The sequence below is a fragment of the Paenarthrobacter sp. Y-19 genome (assembly GCF_029223985.1).
Lineage (GTDB): Bacteria > Actinomycetota > Actinomycetes > Actinomycetales > Micrococcaceae > Arthrobacter > Arthrobacter nicotinovorans.
The window spans coordinates 3,781,687-3,802,951 of record NZ_CP119414.1; the positions used below are offsets into that span (position 1 = coordinate 3,781,687).

Below are 21,265 nucleotides of genomic sequence, written 5' to 3' on the forward strand. Positions count from 1 at the left end.
TAAGAGAATACGCCTGCACCCCTTCGTGTGCAACGGTCTTTTACTCCCCGCCCAGTTGCCTGAAGTCGTTCTCCCACAAGCGCCGCATCTCGGCGTCTTTGCGGATGACCTCCACCGATTCAAGCTCCGCCGGCGGGGCAGCCCGTCGGGACCACGGCGTCAGCGTCCGGCGTCCCTGGTCCAACGCCAAGAGGGCCCTGTCAGTGAGGGCGTCATTCTTCAATGCCAGGTTGGTTTTCCTGCGGCGAAGGACTTCGCCGCCTGGGCAGACTCAAAGTCGCCCCGCGCCCGCTGGGAACGCGCCCTGATCAGCAACAACGCGGCCGAGAGGTCGTCCGTGTTCAGCAGTCCCTCCGTCCAGACCACCACATCGCGGTGGCGTTCCAAGGAGAACGCAGCCGTGCACCGCGCCAAGGCAGAAGGCAACGACGGCGGCAAAGCTGCCACAGCTTCGAGGGCGGCTTCGGTCATCCCCATTTCCCGCAGACAGTGGGCCAGCGCCAGGAACACCGACTCTTCGCTGAACAGCACCGGCACCTCGATGCGTTCGGCGACCTCAACCCGGGTGACCACCTGACCAAGGTACATGGCCGAGAACTGGCTGGCGTCGTCGTCGATCCTGGTTGTCAACCCTCGCTGCAGCAGTTCCGACGCCCGCAAGAACCCGCCGTGCTTATAGACAAGCAGGCCTGCCATGATGTGGCACAAGCCCGCCCAGCCCGGGTTCATCCGGGCGAACGCAAGGAGACGGTCCGGATCGGCGGAGGAGAACACAGCCTCATGCATGGCCTTGGCGGGCTTGGAGGACAGAATCTTCAGCCTGGGAACACTGCCCACGAGGGACAAGCGCGCGTGGTCCCGGCCGCTGAGGACACCGGAAAGGACTCCATTTACGCCGTCGGCGAGTCCGCGCACCGGCGTCCGTACGTACCCTTCCCGGAAGGGCGTCAGGTCCCGGACGTCATGAAAAATCGTGTGCACCCGACCATTCGGCACTTGGCTCATGAATCCATGCTAACCGCCGCCTGAACTGCGCTCATCCCCCTGCTATCCAGAGCATTTCAGGAGTATTATGGCGGCGTCGGCAAGGTTTGGCGACACCCCTTGCCGCAGGTCGGCTCTCCAGGAGAAGAGCCGGATAACCGCGTGAAAGGGAGGACTGATGACCACCGCTTCGCACCCCGCCGAACACCACCACATGATGGGGTTGACACTTCGCAACACCGCCATGGGCGTTGGCATTGTATTTCTGCTGGTAGGCGTCCTGGGCTTTATCCCGGGAATCACCACCAATTACGGCGCCATGACCTTTGCGGGACATGAATCCGGCGCCATGCTGCTTGGAGTCTTCCAAGTGTCCATACTCCACAACATCGTTCACCTGCTGTTCGGCGCGGCCGGACTGGCCATGGCAAGGAACGACCGCATGGCCCGCCTGTTCCTCCTGGGCGGCGGCGCTGTGTACATCGTTCTTTGGATCTACGGCCTGGTCATCAACCAGGAAACGGGCGCCAACTTTGTCCCGTTCAACACGGCCGATAACTGGCTCCACCTGATCCTTGGCGTTGCCATGATCGGCCTTGGTGCATGGCTCGGCAGGGACGTCATGGACGAAACCAGCGCGACGCGGAGGAAGATGTAACCCTTCGACGCCGCTTGGCAGAACAACGACGGCGGCCGCCCCCTTCCCGGGGACGGCCGCCTTTCCTTGTCCCGGGATGCCATTCGATGACAATGTTTGCGCCCCGGATCGTCATCAAATGCCGACTCGACGGCGGATGGGCGCCAGCAGCGGCGGGCGCTACTGTGCCGCCGGCATGGGATGGACATCCGTGAACGTGTTTCCCGTGGAGTACTGGTCCAGGCGCCAGGGATTGGCGTTGTTCCGCACGCTCTGGAACGTCACGCCGTCAAACGTGGAATCCTGCAGGCCTTTGATGTTGGCGGGGTTGACGTTCCGGAACACCACGTCCTGGAAAGTGAAGGCGCTGAGGGTGGCCGTTCCTTCGCCGAGGGACGGCCCTGCCTGGATATCGATCACCGGTTTGCTGTCGGATACAGCCATGCCGCAGGTGGGCGAGTTGTTGCCGTCCACGGAAATGTTCCGTATCACCACGTCCTTGAACGTGGCCGATTCAGCGGCGACATATCCGGACGGTGACTGGTTATAGCTGAGCGACATGATGAAAGCACTGCTGCCCATGCAGGCCATCGCGGTGTCGCGGAAGAGGAAGTCCCGGCCGCCTCCGGCCATGTCCGAGGTACTTTTCATCCGGAGGCCGCCGGTTTCAACTTTGTACATGACGTTGTCCTCAGCGAGGACCCGCTGCACCCAGGCTGCCGTGTTGGAACCGACAGCGACTCCCCCGTGGCCCATGCGCATGTAATTGTTGAAGATCCAGACGTTCTCGCTCGGCCGGCCCTGCGCCCCGTATTTGCCCTGCCCGGCCGCAAAGTTGACTTGGTCGTCTCCGGTGTCGAAGAAGTTGTTCACGACAATGCCGTTGTTTGCACCGCCGAACTCCAGACCGTCACCGTTGTTGGCGTTGAACGTGGTGTGCCGCATTCCGTTCACCGTGCTGTTTTCCGTGTCCAGGATCATCACACCGTGGAACGCGGGGTTGTCCGCTGTGACTCCCTCGATGTACAGGTTTTTTACTCCCATGAAGGTCATCAAGCTGGAGCGGTATTGGCCGTACAGTACGGAGTCATCCAGGGTTTCCGGCCTGTTGATCACCCCGATGAGGGATTCCGGGCGCTCCTTGGCCCTGCGGAACTGGTCAGCCGCCAACAAGCCATCGTCCAGGACCTTGCCGGCGGAGCTTGCCGCGTATTGCGGAAGTTCGTTCCCCGCCTCATCCACTATCGACCCCTCGGCAGTGCGCTTCCACCCGTTTCCGTCCACCACGCCTTTGCCGACGATGCGGACATTGCTGGCCACAGCGCCAGGTTCGCGTCCCGCCGTCGAGCGGCCGTTGTCGTCCGGAAGGACATTAAGGAGCGACGGCGGCCGGCGGTAGTTCCTGTATTCGGCCTCGGCGGGGAGGGGCTCAGGTACCGGGTAGAGGTAATAGCCCTTCTCCAAGGGGTAGTCCTCCGCTTGGTCGGAGCCGAGCAGACGTGCGCCCTCCTGGAGTTCCAGGGTCATGTCCGAGTGGAGGAAAAGTGCCCCCGTTTTGAAGGTACCTGCAGGAACCACCACAGTGCAGCCCGGTGTTCGACAGGTATCGATGGCCTTCTGGATTGCCTTGGTGTTGAGGGTCTTTCCATCGCCCACAGCCTTGTACGCGGGATTGGTGATGGTGACTTGGTGCCGTTCGGGCGTGGTGGTGACGGTGATTGGCCCACTCGCCGGAGACTCGGTTCCGTCTTTCCTCACAGCGGTCACGCTGAACTGGTAGCTGGTGCGCGGCGACAAGCCGGTCACCGTGAAGTTGTGGGCCACAGTCCGGACGTGGAATCCATCCTTGTCGGCGGCCCGGAACGCGTCCACGTACTCCTGGGCGGGCGAAAAGATCCGCGCGTTCTCCTCCGCGGTTCCCAACGCACTGCCGTTCAAGTAGACGCGATAGTCCACGACGTCGTCGTAAAGGTCCGGCTTGTTCCACACCAGCAGCGTCTTGTCGCTGCCGGTAGCCTGCGCAGGGACACAGAGGTTTTGTGGGGCCCTGCCGTTGCCTGAATCAAGGTGGATGCTGGAGCTGGAACATGCCGGGCTGTCGGCTTTGCCTGCGGGAGCCGCAGTGGCCGGCGGGCCCGCGGCCACGAGACAGCCCAACCCCATCACTGCTGCAAGCGCTACGCCGCCCAGGCTTTGGCGTATTTCCGGTTTTCTTCGGGTCAATCGCATGGATGATCCTTCCCCGGGGCACAACGGCGTGCCCCGGTACTTGGAGGCTCAGGGCTCTCCGGGAATGTTTGGGAAACAGCAAGAAAACGTTTTCTCAGAACACCCTAGGAAGGTTTTGGGGGCGGGGTCAAGCACTTGGTTGCGCGCCGAGATGCCATTTGATGACAATGTTCGCGCGGCAAAGTCATAGGGTCGTTGCAACGCTCTGATTGATGGAGCGTTTTATAGTCAAGTTGTTCCCCAAGGCTGCGCGTACTGAGTTTCTTGATTTGGTGTGTGCGGGGATGCCTGTTCGTACTGCTGCCCGGCGTGTCGGGGCGGTGCACGCTACCGGGCACAATTGGTGGGTTCAGTCTGGCCTAATGATGACCGTGAACCGGGGTGCTGCCGGAGGTCTTGCCGATCCTGCTCCTTCAGTCGGGGGCCCTGGCCGTGCGTTGGGTCTGGAAGAGCGAGGCATGATCCAGATGGGTGTGCGGATGGGCCTCAGTTACGCGAAGATCGGCGCATTGATCGGGCGGGATAAGTCCGTAGTTTGGCGGGAGGTCAAACGCCACACGAGCGCGGACGGGAAGTACTACGCCTCGGTCGCTCACGCCAAAGCGCATCAGGACAGGCGCCGTCCCAAACCCTTCAGGCTGGCCAAGGACGAGGGTTTGTGCCGGCTGATCGGCGTCTGGATGGATGACGGGTGGAGTCCGAAGCTGATCTCCTCGATGTTGGCGTATTACTTCGGTGACGATCAGACTATGCAGGTGAGCCACGAGACGATCTACCAGGCCCTTTACGTCCAAACCCGCGGGAACCTGCGGGCGGACCTGGCCGAAAAGCTCAGCCTGAAACGCAAACAACGCATCCCCCACGGCACTGACCGGCGCGCCAACAGCCCCTATAAAGAGGCCTTCAAGATCAGCCAACGTCCCGCCGAGGTCCAGGACCGGGCAGTGCCCGGGCATTGGGAAGGTGACCTCATCATCGGCGCCAACGGGACAGCGATCGGAACCTTGGTGGAACGCTCAACCCGGTTCACGATCCTGCTGCACCTGCCAGGGGACCACACGGCGGAAACCGTTGCCGCCGCGATGATCCGGGAGATGGCCTCCCTCCCGGATCACCTGCGCCGGTCGATCACCTGGGACCGCGGCACCGAACTGGCCGACTACGCAAAAATCCAGACCGCTCTCGATACGACGATGTACTTCTGCGACCCGCACTCGCCCTGGCAGCGCGGCACCAACGAAAACACCAACCGGCTCCTGCGGTTCTGGTTCGAGAAAGGCACTGACCTTTCAGTGCACACCCCCGAGGACATCCGCCTGGTCGCAGCGAAACTCAACCGCCGCCCCAGACCAACACTGAACCTCGAGACCCCAGCCAACCGGCTAAACCAGCTGCTACAAGCGGCCTAACCCCCAGCGTTGCTCCCACCAATTGACTTTGCCCGGGGAACATTGGCATCATCTGTCACCTCGACGGCGGATGGGCAACTACCGCGGGGAGCGGCCACCCAGGCGTGAGGTGACCTTGGCCGCCGCTGCGGCGCAGGCTTCGCCGAGGCTGGCCAGGGTGTCCTGTGAGACCCGGAATTTGGGGGCAGGAATCAAGACGGAGGCCACGATGTCGCCCCTGTGGTCGTAGACCGGCGAAGCAACCCCGACCTCTTCGATGGAGGTTTCGCCGAAGTTGGCGGCCCAGCCCCGTTTAGCGGCTTCTTCAAGCCGAGCCAGGTAACTTTCCACAGAAGCTTCGTCCAGGCCCGGCAGGGTGATGGAACCACTGCGCAGCAGGTTCCGCACCCTGTCCTTGTCTTCGTTGGCAAGGAACACCTGCACCGATGAACTCAATGCCTCGTTGTAGCGGGCTCCGAGCGGGGCCAGGTGTTTCACCTGGTGGCGGCTGGGGATCTGCTCCACGCACATGGACTCGACGCCGTTCCACACCATGAGGGCGCTCGTCTCGCCCGTGCGTTCGGTCAACTCCCGCAGGACGGGGTAGGCCACGCGTCGCTCTTCGAGTTCCGCCAGGAGGGGGCCCGCCATCGCGATCATCCCCAGCCCCAAGCGGAACCTGCGCGAATCGACGTCGCGATCTACCAGGTTTTCCTGCTCCAGCGTGGCCAGGATGCGAGACACCGTACTCTTGTGCAGGCCGATCCGGCCCGCGATTTCGGTGACCCCCAGGAGCGGCTCGTCTGCAGTAAAGCTCCTCAGCACCGCGATGGCGTTGACGATGACGGACGTGCTCTTGCTGTCGCCGTTACCGTTGTTGCCGTCAGGAGTCTCGCTGGTTTCCGTGGGAGTCATGGGTTCACTATATTTCGCCGCGGCGGTCCGGAAGTTCCGGACCGGGGCCGGCGGACGCCGTGCACTGCGCCCGCCGGCCGTTGCACCCTAGGCTCCGATGATGTTGTACTCGGGGCCGAACGGGAACTTGGTGATGTTCTCCGCACCGTCCTCGCCGACCACCAGGATGTCGTGTTCCCGGTATCCGCCGGCGCCCGGCTGGCCGTCCAGCACAGTGATCATGGGCTCCATCGAAACCACCATGCCGGGCTCGAGGACCGTGTCGATGTCCTCGCGCAGTTCAAGACCGGCTTCACGTCCGTAGTAGTGGCTGAGCACACCGAACGAGTGGCCGTAGCCGAAGGTCCGGTTCGCCAGGAGGCCGTGGCTGATGTAGATCTCGTTGAGCTCGGCAGCGATGTCCTTGCAGACAGCGCCCGGCTTGATGAGTTCCAGTCCGCGCTTGTGGACCTCAACGTTGATGTTCCACAGTTCCAGTGAGCGGGCATCCGGTTCGCCGTAGAACAGGGTGCGCTCCAGGGCGGTGTAGTAGCCGCTGGTCATCGGGAAGCAGTTCAGGGACAGGATGTCGTGTTCCTGGATCTTGCGGGTGGTGGCCCAGTTGTGGGCGCCGTCGGTGTTGATGCCCGACTGGAACCACACCCAGGTATCGCGGATTTCCGAGTCCGGGAAGGTCCGGGCAATCTCGTGGACCATGGCCTCGGTGCCGATCAGGGCAACCTCGTACTCCGTGATACCCGCAGTGATCGCGTTACGGATGGCTTCGCCGCCCAAATCACCGATGCGCGCGCCGTGTTTGATGACAGCGATCTCTTCGTCGGACTTGATCATGCGCTGGCGCATGGCCGCCTGCGCAACGTCCACCAGCGTCGCGCCGGAGAACGCGGCCTGGATCTTGTTTCGGTTGTCCAAGGGCAGCGAGTCATCCTCGACGCCGATGCGGCGCGGGTTGATGCCGCGGGTCCGCAGGACTTCCTGGATGGCATGAATGTAGTTGTCGCGGCGCCAGTCCGTGTACACGAGGTTGTCGCCGTAGCTGCGGCGCCAAGGCATACCGGCGTCGATATTGGCCGTAATGGTGACCGTGTCATCCTTGGTGACCACCATGCCGTAGGACCGGCCGAAGTAGGTGAAGAGGAAATCGGAGTAGTACTTGATGGAGTGGTAGCTGGTGAGGACGACGGCGTCGAGGTCCTTCTCGGCCATAATCCTGCGAAGGCCGGCGAGGCGGCGTTCGAACTCAGCGTCGGAGAAGGTCAGCGAAACCTTTCCGCCGTTGTGAAGGACCTTGGTGCGCTCGAGTTTTGCGACATCGTTGACGGACTCGTTTTCGGTGATGGTCATGGTGGTTCCTTTCAATGGGTTGGTTTGACTAGTCCTGCTGCAGCGGCTTCTTTGACGTTTCTGCTGCGAAAAGGACTGCGATGAGGGAAACGAGGGCGGCGGCCACGAGGTACCAGCCGGGGGCCAGCTTGCTGTGGGTCATGCCGATCAGGAGTGTTGCCATGAACGGTGCGGTGCCGCCGAACAGGGCGTTGGAGAGGTTGAAGCTGACAGCAAAGCCGGTGTAGCGGACCTTCGTGGGGAAGAGTTCGGCGAGGAAACTGGGCAAGGTGCCGTCGTTGAGGGTGAGCATCCCGCCCAGCAGGATCTGCACCAACACGATCACCAGGAAGTTGCGGGCGTCCAGGAGCATGAAGGCCGGGACCGTCAGCAGGATGAAGAGGACTGACGCCGTCATGAGCATGCGCTTGCGGCCGAATTTGTCGGAGGCAATACCGGTCAGGAAGATGAAGCCGATGTAGCTGGCCAGGGCAATGGTGGTGGCCAGGAACGATTCCGTGGCTCCGAAGCCCAGCTCTTCCGACAGGTATGTGGGCATGTAGCTGAGGATCACGTAGAAGCCGACGGCGTTGAGCAGCACCGCACCGGTGGCGATGATGAGCTGCTTCCGGTAGGTCCTGAACATGGCGAAGGCAGGTGCTTTGACTGCGGTGTCCTTCTCGGCCAGTTCACGGAATGCCGGCGTGTCCTCCAGCTTGGTCCGGATGTACCGACCAATCAGGCCCATGGGTGCCGCAAGCAGGAAGGGCAGGCGCCAGCCCCATTCGTTCAGCTGCTCTGTGGTGAGGATCGAACTCAGCAGGGCGGCCAGCAGGGATCCCAGCAGCAGTCCCGCTGCCGTACTTGCAGGCACGACGGCGGCATAGAGTCCGCGGCGATTGGCCGGTGCGTACTCCACCAGGAAGGCGGACGCGCCTGCATACTCGCCGGCGGCCGAGAAGCCTTGGACTACCCGGACCAGGAGGAGAAGGATGGGCGCCATGACGCCGATCGTGGCGTAGCCCGGGATCAGGGCGATGCAGAAAGTCGCCACCGACATCAGGACGATCGAGAGGCTGAGTGCTTGCTTGCGGCCGAGCCTGTCTCCGATGTGGCCCCAAATGAAGCCGCCGAGCGGCCTCACGAAGAAGCTGATGGCGAAGACTCCGAAGGTCGCGAGCAGGGCGGTTTGCCGGTCGGACTCAGGGAAGAAGACCGAGGAGATGATGCCGGCCAGATAGCCGTAGACGGCGTAATCGAACCATTCGACAAAGTTGCCGATGAAGCTGGCCGTGACAACCCGCCGTCGGGTGTCTTTGCTGACTGTGTTCTTGCTGGCTGTGTTCTTGGGGCTGGGTGTGTGGTTGTGGCCGGAGGCGGGTGAGGTGCCTTGCTCGGCTGCCACAGAGGATTCATTGCTCATGTGTCCACCAAAATCATTGGGGTTGCATTCAACGCAACGCTGTTGCACCAGAGTATGTGTGCTGTGGATCACGGTCAAGGGGTGATTTGCAAAATTTCGAGCGGCTTCTCTGGCGAAGTGCTGCGGAGCGTGGGAGCGAGGTCGAATTTGCCATTTGTTGCACTGGGTGATTTTAAGTTGCACTGAGCGTTGAAACTCGCCAACCCTCGCTCACATCCCGCGCCCTTCAACCCAACGCTTCATCACACCCCACGCCCTTCAACCCCAACCCTCCCTCACACCCCACGCCCTTCAACCCCAGCCCTCCCTCACACCCCACGCCCTTCAACCCAACGCTTCATCACATCCCACGCCCTTCAACCCACCCCTCCCTCACACCCCACGCCCTTCAACCCACCCCTCCCTCACACCCCCGCCCTTCAACCCACCCCTCCCTCACACCCCCGCCCTTCAACCCACCCCTCCCTCACACCCCCGCCCTTCAACCCACCCCTCCCTCACACCCCCCGCCCTTCAACCCACCCCTCCCTCACACCCCCGCCCTTCAACCCACCCCTCCCTCAGCCGCACAAGAGGGAAAGCCCGACGTCGGCACCCAGCCTGGGTGCCGACGTCGGGCCTCGCGACTCACGGACAAGCGGGCAGCATCAGACTCCCGGCGATTTGGGTCAAACCCGGATCACACCCAGCTCAAACACGCGGAACGCGAGCAAGCGTCGGAAAGAAGCACGCGGGATGTGGGGAAGCGATCAGCTCAAACACGTGGGATGTGAGGAAGCGTCGGAAGGAATACGCGGAACGCGAGCAAGCGTCCGCACCAAACACGCGGAACGCGAGCAAGCGTCCGCACCAAACACGCGGAACGCGAGCAAGCGTCGGAAAGAAGCACGCGGGATGTGGGGAAGCGACCAGCTCAAGCACGTGGGATGTGAGCAAGCGTCCGACTCAAGCACGTGGGATGTGAGCAAGCGTCCAGCTCAAGCACGTGGGATGTGGGGAAGCGACCAGCCCAAGCACGCGGAACGTGAGGAAGCGACCAGCTCAAGCACGCGGAACGTGAGCAAGCGTCCGCGCCAAGCACGCGGGATGTGAGTGAGGGTCAGAGGACCTTGCGGATGGTCTCTTCGAAGCTGACCACGTGATTCAGGGCCAGCTCGGCGGCGAGATTTTCGTCGCCGTCGGCGATGGCGGTGAGGAGGTCGGCGTGCTCGGAGATGTGGCCGGAGACGGAGGGCATCTTCTCGAGCATGTGGCACCAGATGCGGGTTGCGAGGTTGTCGTACCTGATGAGGACGTCCTCGAGGTGCGCATTGGCCGAGGCTTTGTAGATGAGCCGGTGGACCTGGATGTCGTAGCGCATAAGTTCGGTCGAGGAAGCATCCTGCCCCTCGAGGTCCCGGATGGCGGCAGCTACGGCGCGGAGTTCGTCGCGCATTGCGGGGCTTGCCATGCGTGCGGCCTTGCGGGATGCCAGGGGCTCCAGGAGTTCGCGTATTTCGGAGACTTCAGCGAGTTGGGTGATGTCCACTCCGGTGGCGAACGTTCCGCGCCGGGGGTAGGAAACCACAAGGTGGTCGCTCTCCAGGCGCTTGATGGCCTCGCGGACAGGGGTGCGGCCGATGCCGAGTTCGGCCGCGATCTGGCCGTCATTGATGGGATCGCCAGGCTTGATGTCCAGCATGATGAGCCTGTCACGCAGCAGCAGGTAGGCGTTCTCCGCGAGGGACGTACCCTGCGGAGCTGATTCCAGTGCTTCCAAAGCTGTGGTCATGGCTCTCTCCCGTTGTCGCAATCCCAGTCTGTCGGACGAGTTGCCGCAGACCTGTTGACGACCATGTGATCTTCAACATACTATGGCAACAGTTCTAATATATCAGTTGCCCAACAGTCGGCCACTAGACAATCGTCAAAGGAGAACACCATGGTTGAACCCCTGATCCGCCCGCTCGCACAGGCGGACCCGGAGGTTGATCAGGCGATCGCCCAGGAACTCATCCGCCAGCAGTCCACGCTGGAAATGATCGCCTCTGAAAACTTCGCCCCTACGGCTGTCATGGAAGCCCAGGGCTCAGTGCTGACCAACAAGTACGCCGAAGGCTACCCGGGCAAGCGCTACTACGGCGGCTGCGAACACGTTGATGTGATCGAACAGCTTGCCATCGACCGCCTGAAGTCCCTCTTTGGCGCCGGATTCGCCAATGTCCAGCCGCACTCCGGCGCGCAGGCCAACGCTTCGGCAATGCACGCCCTGATCAACGCAGGCGACACCATCATGGGCCTGAACCTCGCCCACGGCGGCCACCTGACCCACGGCATGCGCATCAACTTCTCCGGCAAGCTCTACAACGTGGTCCCGTACGGCGTCCGCGAGGACACCCACACCATCGACATGGCAGAGGTTGAGCGCCTCGCGCTTGAGAACAAGCCCCAGCTCATCGTCGCCGGCTGGTCCGCCTACTCCCGCCACGTCGACTTCGCCGAGTTCCGCCGCATCGCGGACCTGGTGGGCGCGTACCTCATGGTGGACATGGCCCACTTCGCCGGCCTGGTGGCAGCCGGGCTCCACCCGAGCCCCGTGCCGCACGCGCACATCGTCACCAGCACCACGCACAAGACCCTCGGCGGCCCGCGCGGCGGCGTGATCCTGACCAACGACGCCGACATCGCCAAGAAGGTCAACTCGGCTGTCTTCCCGGGCCAGCAGGGCGGCCCGCTGGAACACGTCATCGCCGCCAAGGCTGTGGCCTTCAAGATGGCTGCGGAACCGGAATTCCAGGAGCGCCAGGCCCGCGTGCTGGAAGGCTCCAAGATCCTGGCCCAGCGCCTCCTCCAGGACGACGTCGCCGCGGCCGGTATCTCCGTCGTCAGCGGCGGAACCGATGTTCACCTGGTCCTCGCCGACCTCCGCAACTCCGAACTCAACGGACAGCAGGCCGAGGACACCCTCCACCGGATCGGCATCACGGTCAACCGCAACGCCGTCCCGTTCGACCCCCGCCCGCCGATGGTCTCCTCCGGACTCCGCATCGGCACCCCGGCACTCGCGGCCCGCGGCTTCGGAGCCGAAGAGTTCACGGAGGTCTCGGACATTATTGCAACGGCGTTGATCGCCGCAGCGGCGACCGGCACCCTGGACGACGCGACCGCCGTCGAACTGCGCAACCGCGTGACCGCACTGGCAGACAAGCTGCCCCTCTACCCCAACCTTTCCACGGCCGGAAACGGCGCCGGAACCGAAGCAGAACTGATTGGAGCAGCCCAGTGAGTGCAGACCACCTCCCCGAGCACCCGGACTTCCTCTGGCGCAACCCGAATCCGAAGAAGAGCTACGACGCCGTGATCGTAGGCGGCGGTGGACACGGCTTGGCCACCGCGTACTTCCTGGCCAAGAACCACGGCATGACCAACATCGCCATCCTGGAAAAGGGCTGGCTGGCCGGTGGCAACATGGCCCGCAACACCACGATCATCCGTTCCAACTACCTCTGGGACGAGAGCGCTGCCATCTACGAGCACGCCCTCAAGCTCTGGGAAATCCTGCCCGAAGAGCTGGAGTACGACTTCCTGTTCAGCCAGCGCGGCGTCATGAACCTCGCCCACACTTTGGGCGATGTCCGCGAGAGCATGCGCCGCGTGGGTGCCAACCGGCTCAACGGCGTGGACGCCGAGTGGCTTGAACCGGACCAGGTCAAGGAACTCTGCCCCATCCTTAACACCAGCGACAACATCCGCTACCCGGTCATGGGCGCCACGTACCAGCCGCGTGCAGGCATCGCGAAGCACGACCACGTCGCCTGGGCCTTCGCCCGGAAGTGCGATGAACTCGGTGTGGACATCATCCAGAACTGCGAAGTCACCGGCTTCATCAAGGACGGCAACAAGGTCACCGGTGTCCAGACCACGCGCGGCACCATCAACACCGAAAAGGTGGGCCTCTGCGCTGCCGGCCACAGCTCCGTGCTGGCCGAAATGGCCGGTTTCCGCCTGCCGATCCAGTCGCACCCGTTGCAGGCCCTGGTGTCGGAACTGCACGAGCCTGTCCACCCCACGGTGGTCATGTCCAACCACGTCCACGTCTACGTCTCCCAGGCCCACAAGGGCGAACTGGTGATGGGCGCCGGCGTCGACTCCTACAACGGCTACGGCCAGCGCGGCTCGTTCCACGTGATCGAGGAGCAGATGGCAGCAGCTGTTGAGCTCTTCCCGATCTTCGCCCGGGCCCATGTGCTCCGCACCTGGGGCGGAATTGTGGACACCACACTGGATGCTTCGCCGATCGTCGGGCTCACCCCGGTAGAGAACATGTTCGTCAACTGTGGCTGGGGAACCGGTGGCTTCAAGGGAACCCCTGCTGCCGGCCTGACTTTCGCCCACACCATCGCCACGGGTGCTCCGCACCAGCTGAACAAGCCTTTCGCGCTGGAACGCTTCGAGACCGGTGCACTCATCGACGAACACGGCGCAGCAGCCGTGGCCCACTAGCCAGGACAGGACAGGAAAGACATGCTCCTCATTTCATGCCCCAACTGCGGGCCACGCGATGAAACCGAATTCCATTACGGCGGCCAGGCGCACATCGCCTACCCCGAAAACCCGAACGACCTCAGCGACCGCGAATGGGCCGAGTACCTGTTCTACCGCGAGAACACCAAGGGCACTTTCGCTGAACGCTGGGTGCACAGCACGGGCTGCCGGCAGTGGTTCAACATGCTCCGCGACACCGTGAGCTACGAAATCCACTCCATCTACGCAATGGGCCAACCCCGACCCGATATCACCGCGTCGAGCCCCAAGGCCGCACCGGAGAAGCCAGGCGAATTCACCCAGAGCGGCGCTTACGGCCAGGCCGGCGAACCAGGCCTCGCCCCCGGCACAGCCACCGCCCCCACCACCTCGGAAGGAGTCTGAAAGTGACCAGCAAGAACGCACGCCTCGCCACCGGCGGACGCATCGATCGCAGCATCGCTTGGCGCTTCACCGTGGACGGCCGGGAATTCACCGGCCACCCGGGTGACACCATCGCCTCCGCGCTGCTGGCCAACGGCCACATCAATGCAGGCAACTCCCTTTACGAGGACCGCCCCCGCGGCATCATGGCCGGCGGCGTGGAAGAGTCCAACGCCCTGGTGAAGATCGCTCCGCGCTTCCCCGGCCACGTTGCCGAATCCATGCTCCCTGCCACCGCGGTTTCGCTGGTGGACGGTATGAACATCGAACTCCTTTCCGGCCTGGGCAAACTTGACCCCAACGAGGACAAGGCCGAGTACGACAAGAAGTACGTCCACACGGATGTCCTGGTGGTCGGCGGCGGTATCGCCGGATTGGCAGCAGCCCGCGAGGCTGTCCGCACCGGCGCCCGCGTCATCCTGATCGACGACCAGCCCGAACTCGGGGGCTCGCTGCTCTCCGGTTCCACCACGCCAGAGCTTGCCGAGCAGATCGAAGGCAAGCCGGCCCTCGAATGGGTTGCCGATGTTGAAGCTGAACTGGTTTCGGCAGCAGAGTGCACGGTGCTGAACCGCACCACCGCCTTCGGCTCCTACGACTCCAACTACTTCATCGCGGCCCAGAACCGCACGGACCACCTGAGCGTCCCGGCCGCATCAGGCGTCTCCCGCCAGCGTATTTGGCACATCCGTGCCAAGCAGGTTGTCCTGGCCCCCGGTGCCCACGAGCGTCCGTTGGTCTTCGAGAACAACGACCGCCCCGGCATCATGCTCGCCTCTGCTGCCCGCACCTACCTGAACCGCTACGCTGTGGCCGCCGGTTCGCGCGTCGTCATCAGCACCACCAACGACTCCGCTTACGCACTCGCCGCGGACCTGAAGGCAGCAGGCGTGGCGGTTGCCGCCGTCGTCGACGCCCGTCCGCAGATCAGCGCGAAAGCAGCCGCCGCCGTCGAGTCCGGTATCCGGGTCCTCATCGGCAGCGCCGTGGCCGACACGTCCGCGGATGAGAACGGCCGCCTGAACGGCGTCACCGTCCGGAGCATCAACGACGACGGCGAACTCACCTCGGGCGTCGAACAGTTGGCTGCCGATCTGCTCGCCGTTTCCGGCGGCTGGAGCCCGGTGGTCCACCTCCACAGCCAGCGCCAGGGCAAGCTGCGCTGGGACGACGAACTTGCCGCCTTCATCCCCGCAGCCCCGGTCCGTGACCAGCAGGTTGTCGGCGCAGGACGTGGCAGCTACGAATTGCAGGATTGCCTGGCTGAAGGAATCTCGGCCGGAGCAGCAGCATCCATTGCCGCCGGTTTCGAATCCGCAACCACCCCGGTGGAACTGCAGGCCCCTGTGGCAAGCGCACCGAGCCGCCAGCTGTGGCTGGTTCCCGGCCAGTCCGGTGAGCCCGGCGAATGGCACCACCACTTCGTCGATTTCCAGCGCGACCAGTCCGTGGCGGACGTCCTCCGCTCCACCGGTGCCGGCATGCGCTCGGTGGAGCACGTGAAGCGGTACACGTCCATCAGCACCGCCAACGATCAGGGCAAGACCTCCGGCGTCAACGCAATCGGCGTCATCGCCGCCGCGTTGAAGTTCGGCGGCGCGGAGAGCGTTCCGGGAGTCGGCGAAATCGGCACCACCGCCTATCGTGCGCCGTTCACGCCCGTGGCTTTCGCAGCCCTGGCCGGACGCCAGCGCGGCGAGCTCTTCGACCCCGCCCGGGTCACGTCCATCCACCCCTGGCACGTTGCCCAGGGCGCCCTGTTCGAAGACGTTGGACAGTGGAAGCGCCCCTGGTACTACCCGCAGGGCAGTGAAGACATGGATACGGCAGTCTTGCGCGAATGCGCGGCGGTCCGCGATTCCGTGGGGTTCATGGACGCCACCACGCTGGGCAAGATCGAGATCCGCGGCAAGGACGCGGGCGAGTTCCTGAACCGCGTCTACACCAACGCGTTCAAGAAGCTCGCCCCGGGTTCGGCCCGCTACGGCGTCATGTGCACCCTCGACGGCATGATCTTCGATGACGGCGTGACCCTCCGCCTGGACGATGACCGCTACTTCATGACCACCACCACGGGCGGCGCAGCGAAGGTCCTCGACTGGCTGGAGGAATGGCACCAGACTGAATGGCCGGACCTTGACGTTGTTTTCACCTCCGTCACGGAGCAGTGGAGCACCATCGCCGTCGTCGGACCGAAGTCCCGCGCCGTGCTCGCCAAGGTTGCACCGCAGCTGGCCGAAAACGGCGGCCTGGATGCTGAGGCCTTCCCGTTCATGACCTTCCGCGAGACCACGCTGGCCTCAGGAGTGCAGGCACGCGTTTGCCGCATCTCCTTCTCCGGCGAACTGGCGTACGAAATCAACGTGCCCTCCTGGTACGGACTCAACACCTGGGAAGCAGTCGCTGCCGCAGGTGCAGAGTTCAACATCACCCCGTACGGCACCGAAACCATGCACGTGCTCCGCGCCGAGAAGGGCTACCCGATCGTCGGGCAGGACACCGACGGCACGGTCACCCCGCAGGACGCCGGCATGGACTGGATCGTTTCCAAAGCCAAGGACTTCATCGGCAAACGCTCCTACCTCCGGGAAGACGCCAGCCGCGAGGACCGCAAACACCTGGTGAGCGTCCTCCCTGTGGACCACGCGCTGCGGTTGCCCGAAGGCACGCAGCTGGTGGAGAAGGGCATCCCGGTCAACCCGGCAAACGGACCTGTCCCCATGGAAGGCTTCGTAACGTCCAGTTACCACAGCGCCGCCCTGGGCCGCTCCTTCGCCCTGGCGCTCATCCAGAACGGCCGCAACCGCATCGGCGAGACCCTCGTGGCCTCGCTGGGAGACCAATTGGTGGACGTGGTTGTTGGCGAAACCGTACTTTTCGATGCTGAAGGGACCCGCAAAGATGGCTGAAACAGCAACACCATCAGAAACCGTCAACCGCGTACGGGGCGCCCGCCGCAGCCCCGCCGAGCACCTAGCTGACGCCTTCACCTCCGGCTCGGTGCCGGGCACGGTGACGCTCACCGAAATCCCGTACCAGGCCATGGTGGGGATCCGGGTTGACCGAACGTCCGACGCCGGTGCCCGCGTTGCGTCCGTGACCGGCGGCTTGCCCGCCGCTTGCGGTGAGGTGACGGGCGCCGCTGTTGCGGACAAGGGCTCCGTCAACACCTTGTGGCTCGGGCCCACCGAGTTCCTGGTGGTCGCGCCGGAAGAAGCCCACGACTCCCTCGGCGGTTCCCTGGTCAGCGACCTGACCACGGCCCTGGGAAGCGACGCCGGCCAGGTGGTGGATCTGTCCGCCAACCGCACCACGTTTGAGCTCACCGGCAGCCATGCCCGCGCAGTGCTGGAGAAGACGTGCTCGCTGGACCTGCACCCCCGGGTGTTCAAGGCCGGCACGGCTGTCTCCACCGAACTTGCCCACATCCCGGTGATGCTCTGGAAGACCTCGGATGAGAGCTACCGGATCTTTCCCCGGGCGTCCTTTGCCGATTTCCTGGGACGTTGGCTCCTGGATGCCATGCGTGAATACGCTTCTCCTGAGGTCCCGTAATGGCACTGAGTGTGCTTGATCTGTTTTCTGTGGGCATCGGGCCGTCATCGTCACACACGGTGGGCCCGATGCGTGCGGCGAAGCAGTTCACGGATGGTCTTGAATCATCCGGCCAGCTCCCGGCCACGGTGCGCGTCCAAGCTGAGCTTTTCGGCTCCCTGGGCGCCACCGGCCGGGGCCACGGTTCCGACAAGGCCGTGGTGCTTGGACTGCAGGGCCACTCCCCCGAAACTGTGGACACTGCCACGGCTGACGATCAGGTTGCCGCCGCCGCGCTCGACGCCGAACTGCGCCTGGGCGGGAACCACCGGGTGGATTTCAACTGGGACGAGGACGTGGTCCTGCACCGCCGTAAGTCGCTTCCGGCACACCCCAACGGCATGACGTTCCGCGCACTGGACCACACCGGGGCAGTGCTGCGGGAGCGCAGCTACTACTCCATCGGCGGCGGCTTCGTGGTGGACGGGGACGCCTCCGGGGCCGACAAAGTCGTAGCGGACGACACCGTGCTTCCGTACCCCTTCACCACCGCTGATGAACTGCTGGCCATCTGCGTGCGCGAAGGCAAGTCCATCTCCGACATCATGCTGGCCAACGAGCTCGTGTGGCGCTCAGAGGAAGAACTCCGCGAAAAGCTGCTGGGAATCTGGGCCGTCATGCAGGAATGCGTGGACAACGGCTGCTCCGCCGAGGGCATCCTGCCTGGAGGCTTGAAGGTCAGGCGACGGGCGCCGTCGTTGTTCAAGACGCTCGCCGCCACCGACGCCGCAAACAAGGCCGACGGGGCTGCATCCAATCCCTCGGACCCTCTCCTCGCCATGGAATGGGTGAACCTGTTCGCCCTGGCCGTGAATGAGGAGAACGCCGCGGGCGGCAGGATTGTCACCGCCCCCACCAACGGCGCGGCCGGCATTGTGCCTGCGGTGCTGCACTATTACACAAAGTTTGTTCCGGGAGCGAACGACGACGGTGTCGTGCGCTTCCTGCTCGCGGCGGCCGCCGTCGGGATCCTGTTCAAAATCAACGCATCCATTTCCGGCGCCGAAGTGGGCTGCCAAGGCGAGGTGGGTTCTGCCTGCTCCATGGCTGCTGCCGGGCTCTGCGAAGTCCTCGGCGGAACGCCGGAGCAGGTTGAAAACGCCGCTGAAGTGGGCATTGAGCACAACCTGGGCCTCACCTGCGACCCCGTGGGCGGACTGGTGCAGATCCCCTGCATCGAACGCAACGCGATTGCCAGCGTCAAGGCAATCAACGCCGCCCGCCTTGCCCTGCATGGCGACGGCAGCCACAAGGTATCGCTGGACAAGGCCATTAAGACCATGCGCGAGACAGGCGCGGACATGAAATCCAAGTACAAAGAGACCTCCCGTGGAGGCCTCGCCGTCAACGTAGTGGAGTGCTGACCATGACTGCCATCCAAACCGAAACCGCCGCTGTTTCTTCCGAGACCACCGTTGAACACGTCCTCACCTTGGACTGCCCCGAAGGACCCGGGATCGTCCACGCGGTATCAAGCTTCCTGCTGGAAAATGGCTGCGACATCATCGACAACAAGCAGTTCGGTGATCGCGCCGAGGGCCACTTCTTCATGCGGGTGCACTTCGCATCCTCCGGCGACGAGTCCACGCTGGACACCCTGCGTACCGCTTTCTGCCCGGTGGGAGAAAAATACTCCATGAACTGGCAGCTTGAGCGCCAGGGTTCCAAGCGCCGGGTTTTGATCATGGTCTCCAAATTCGGGCACTGCCTGAACGACCTCCTGTTCAGGGCGCGGATCGGTGAGCTGCCCATCGACGTGGTGGGCGTTGTTTCAAACCACACCGACCACCAGGGTCTGGCCGAGTGGCACGGAATCCCGTTCTTCCACGTTCCGGTCACGGCCGCCACCAAGCCCGCCGCCGAGGGGCGCCTGCTGGAAATCATCGACGAACTCGACGTGGAACTCATTGTGCTGGCCCGCTACATGCAGGTCCTCAGCGACGACCTCGCCCGGAAGCTCGACGGCCGGGCGATCAACATCCACCACTCGTTCCTGCCGAGCTTCAAGGGCGCCAAGCCCTACCACCAGGCATACGCGCGTGGCGTGAAAACCGTGGGTGCCACCGCCCATTACGTGAACGGCGAGCTGGATGAAGGACCCATCATCGCCCAGCAGGTAGTGGAGGTGGACCACACGTTCGGGCCGGACGATCTCGTAGCCGCCGGTCGGGACACCGAATGCAAGGCCCTCAGCAACGCCGTTCGTTGGCACTGCGAGGGGCGGATCATCCTGAATGGGAATAGGACGATTGTGTTGAAGTAGGGCCTTGTTGCGCCGAGATCGCGGGTCCGCTGCACGTTCGCCGTTCCGCAACGGCGAAGTGGTCAGTGGACCCGCGAATTGGTGTTTAAGGAGCTACAGCCGCTCCAACCGGGTAGCCAAATGCAACGCTGCAAGCCGCCCCGATCCCCGGGGATCTCCTCCGCACAGCTCAAAGATCCGCTGAAGACGGTGGTGCAAGGACTGCCGCTCCAGGTGCAATTCCCGGGCGGCCTGGGCCGTGTTGCAGCCCGTATCCAACCAGACAGCCAAGGTCCGCATCAGTTCGGACTTCTTCAGGCGGTCATGCTCGACGACGGCACCCAACTGCCGCTGCACAAACCCCTCGCGGGTGGCCGGGTCCAGGGATTCGCCAGCCAGGAGTTCAACGGCGAGGGTTTCTGCATCCACCACTCCGCGTCCAGTCGTATCGAGGTCGAAGGCTCTCCGTGCTTCAGCCAATGACCACGGCGCTTCGGAAATACCCCTGCCCGTCGGGCCCACAGCCACCACGGACCCTGATGGCACGTCGAGTGCCCGCAGCGCTTCCAGCAACACCTGCCGGGTGGCACTCCCGCCCAGGGAGGCGAGCGCGATCAGCTCCGCGTTATTGGCGTAGCTCGCACTGTGCGGGACGCAGCCGCGGAGCAGCGCGTCAACGGCCGGACGCAGATGTCCCGCGCTGGTGGATCGAATCACGACGGCGGCCACTGCACCATCCACGGGGAAGCCTGACGCCGGTCCAAGCTGTTGCAGCTGCCACTCCTGGCTTCCGGAATTGATGGCCCGCATGAGCTCGATGCCTGCCAGTTCCTTCAATCCCGGAGGCATGCGCTGCAGCAGCGCCAGGCCAAGGATGTCCACGGACCGTTCGCCGGCCACGCGCGCGAGGCCGGCATCGCCGCCGTCGGGCATTTTCACCTCGAGCCGAGCGGCAAGGACGCCCCGCACCGGCACGTCCACCACGGTGACGCTGCCGTCGTCGTCGGACGAAAAGGTGCCGCCGGCCGCCCCGAGCGTGAGGCCCGACGGCGAGACCAGCCTGGCGCTGGCGCCTGTCCTTTCGGCCAACACAGCGAGGAGTTGATCGAGTCCGCCGCCGTGGGCAAGTTCGGCGGCCATGGCATGGCTTGCCTGGTCACCGCGCTGGAGGTGCTCTACGGATTCACTCACCAGCAGCGAATTGATTTCCTGCATCACGCCGACGAACGGGACTACCTGACGGAGCTCGATGACTGGCAATCCGGCAGCCTCGGCGACCTCCAACATGGCCGCAGGCACTTCGGGCAGGGCCGGACCCGTCTCGAGGGCCAGTGCAGCGACTCCCCGGGCCGCGAGGTCGCGGACATAGTCAGCCTGCCGTTCTGCCGTCACGCCGGCGAGCGCCTGCCCACCACTGAGGAGCAGTTCGCCGCCGCTGAGGAGCGGAGCGATGTCCAGGACCTCGCTGGAGTGCACCCATCGGACAGGCCGGGACAGCGCCTCCGGCACGTCATTGAGCAGCTTCGGTTCGGCAGATCTGAGGCTTTGGTACTCCAGAGCCGCGCCCAGCAGAATCGGCATGA

General features: G+C 63.9%; 15 protein-coding genes and 1 pseudogene. 9 read left to right on the forward strand and 7 right to left on the reverse strand.

Going from position 1 to position 21,265, the window contains the following annotated elements:
• Window positions 1–40: 40 nt before the first annotated feature.
• Window positions 41–1,005 (reverse strand): annotated as a pseudogene (locus tag PYR64_RS17700) (hypothetical protein).
• Between the two features lie 157 nt (window positions 1,006–1,162).
• Here PYR64_RS17700 and PYR64_RS17705 point away from each other — a divergent pair.
• Window positions 1,163–1,642, forward strand: coding sequence for a DUF4383 domain-containing protein (locus PYR64_RS17705; protein WP_018779978.1), 480 nt, complete (start codon window positions 1,163–1,165; stop codon window positions 1,640–1,642).
• Between the two features lie 159 nt (window positions 1,643–1,801).
• Here the strand turns inward: PYR64_RS17705 and PYR64_RS17710 are convergent, their stop codons facing one another.
• The gene (locus PYR64_RS17710; protein WP_275776728.1) at window positions 1,802–3,850 is read right to left on the reverse strand and encodes a glycoside hydrolase family 28 protein; all 2,049 of its coding nucleotides are present in this window, start codon (window positions 3,848–3,850) and stop codon (window positions 1,802–1,804) included.
• A gap of 362 nt (window positions 3,851–4,212) precedes the next feature.
• Between PYR64_RS17710 and PYR64_RS17715 the strand changes: the two genes are divergently transcribed.
• On the forward strand, window positions 4,213–5,259 hold the full coding sequence (locus PYR64_RS17715) for an IS30 family transposase (RefSeq protein WP_275776730.1): 1,047 nt from the start codon (window positions 4,213–4,215) through the stop codon (window positions 5,257–5,259).
• A gap of 78 nt (window positions 5,260–5,337) precedes the next feature.
• Here PYR64_RS17715 and PYR64_RS17720 read toward each other — a convergent pair whose 3' ends face one another.
• The 4 genes from PYR64_RS17720 to PYR64_RS17735 form a co-directional block, all read right to left on the reverse strand.
• Window positions 5,338–6,153: an IclR family transcriptional regulator gene (locus PYR64_RS17720; RefSeq protein WP_275776732.1), complete on the reverse strand. Its 816-nt coding sequence runs from the start codon at window positions 6,151–6,153 to the stop codon at window positions 5,338–5,340.
• An 87-nt stretch (window positions 6,154–6,240) separates the two neighbouring features.
• Window positions 6,241–7,497 carry an aminopeptidase P family protein gene (locus PYR64_RS17725; RefSeq protein ID WP_018780314.1) on the reverse strand — a complete coding sequence of 419 codons (1,257 nt, stop codon included), beginning with the start codon at window positions 7,495–7,497 and terminating at the stop codon, window positions 6,241–6,243.
• 28 nt (window positions 7,498–7,525) lie between these two features.
• Complete coding sequence (locus PYR64_RS17730) at window positions 7,526–8,899, reverse strand: MFS transporter (RefSeq protein WP_275776738.1); 1,374 nt, start codon at window positions 8,897–8,899, stop codon at window positions 7,526–7,528.
• Between the two features lie 1,099 nt (window positions 8,900–9,998).
• Window positions 9,999–10,670, reverse strand: a complete 672-nt coding sequence (locus tag PYR64_RS17735; RefSeq protein WP_018780316.1) for a GntR family transcriptional regulator — start codon at window positions 10,668–10,670, stop codon at window positions 9,999–10,001.
• Window positions 10,671–10,820: 150 nt separating this feature from the next.
• Here PYR64_RS17735 and glyA point away from each other — a divergent pair, with 150 nt between their 5' ends.
• The 7 genes from glyA to purU are packed head-to-tail and all read left to right on the forward strand — an operon-like array spanning window position 10,821 to window position 19,703.
• On the forward strand, window positions 10,821–12,164 hold the full coding sequence (gene glyA / locus PYR64_RS17740; RefSeq protein WP_018780317.1) for a serine hydroxymethyltransferase: 1,344 nt from the start codon (window positions 10,821–10,823) through the stop codon (window positions 12,162–12,164).
• Complete coding sequence (locus PYR64_RS17745; protein WP_275776741.1) at window positions 12,161–13,381, forward strand: sarcosine oxidase subunit beta family protein; 1,221 nt, start codon at window positions 12,161–12,163, stop codon at window positions 13,379–13,381. The genes glyA and PYR64_RS17745 overlap by 4 nt, the downstream gene beginning before the upstream one ends.
• Before the next feature lie 21 nt (window positions 13,382–13,402).
• Window positions 13,403–13,807, forward strand: coding sequence for a sarcosine oxidase subunit delta (locus PYR64_RS17750; RefSeq protein ID WP_018780319.1), 405 nt, complete (start codon window positions 13,403–13,405; stop codon window positions 13,805–13,807).
• Between the two features lie 2 nt (window positions 13,808–13,809).
• Window positions 13,810–16,755: a sarcosine oxidase subunit alpha family protein gene (locus tag PYR64_RS17755; RefSeq protein WP_275776744.1), complete on the forward strand. Its 2,946-nt coding sequence runs from the start codon at window positions 13,810–13,812 to the stop codon at window positions 16,753–16,755.
• Complete coding sequence (locus tag PYR64_RS17760) at window positions 16,748–17,401, forward strand: sarcosine oxidase subunit gamma family protein (protein ID WP_039243270.1); 654 nt, start codon at window positions 16,748–16,750, stop codon at window positions 17,399–17,401. The genes PYR64_RS17755 and PYR64_RS17760 overlap by 8 nt, the downstream gene beginning before the upstream one ends.
• Window positions 17,401–18,804 (forward strand): L-serine ammonia-lyase, encoded by a 1,404-nt coding sequence (locus PYR64_RS17765; RefSeq protein WP_018780322.1) that lies wholly within the window; start codon window positions 17,401–17,403, stop codon window positions 18,802–18,804. Before PYR64_RS17760 ends, PYR64_RS17765 begins: the two co-directional genes overlap by 1 nt.
• A gap of 2 nt (window positions 18,805–18,806) precedes the next feature.
• Window positions 18,807–19,703, forward strand: coding sequence for a formyltetrahydrofolate deformylase (gene purU / locus PYR64_RS17770; RefSeq protein ID WP_026267513.1), 897 nt, complete (start codon window positions 18,807–18,809; stop codon window positions 19,701–19,703).
• A 93-nt stretch (window positions 19,704–19,796) separates the two neighbouring features.
• On the opposite strand, the gene PYR64_RS17775 is transcribed toward purU, so the two are convergent.
• Window positions 19,797–21,263, reverse strand: a complete 1,467-nt coding sequence (locus tag PYR64_RS17775; protein WP_018780324.1) for a PucR family transcriptional regulator — start codon at window positions 21,261–21,263, stop codon at window positions 19,797–19,799.
• Window positions 21,264–21,265: the final 2 nt, after the last annotated feature.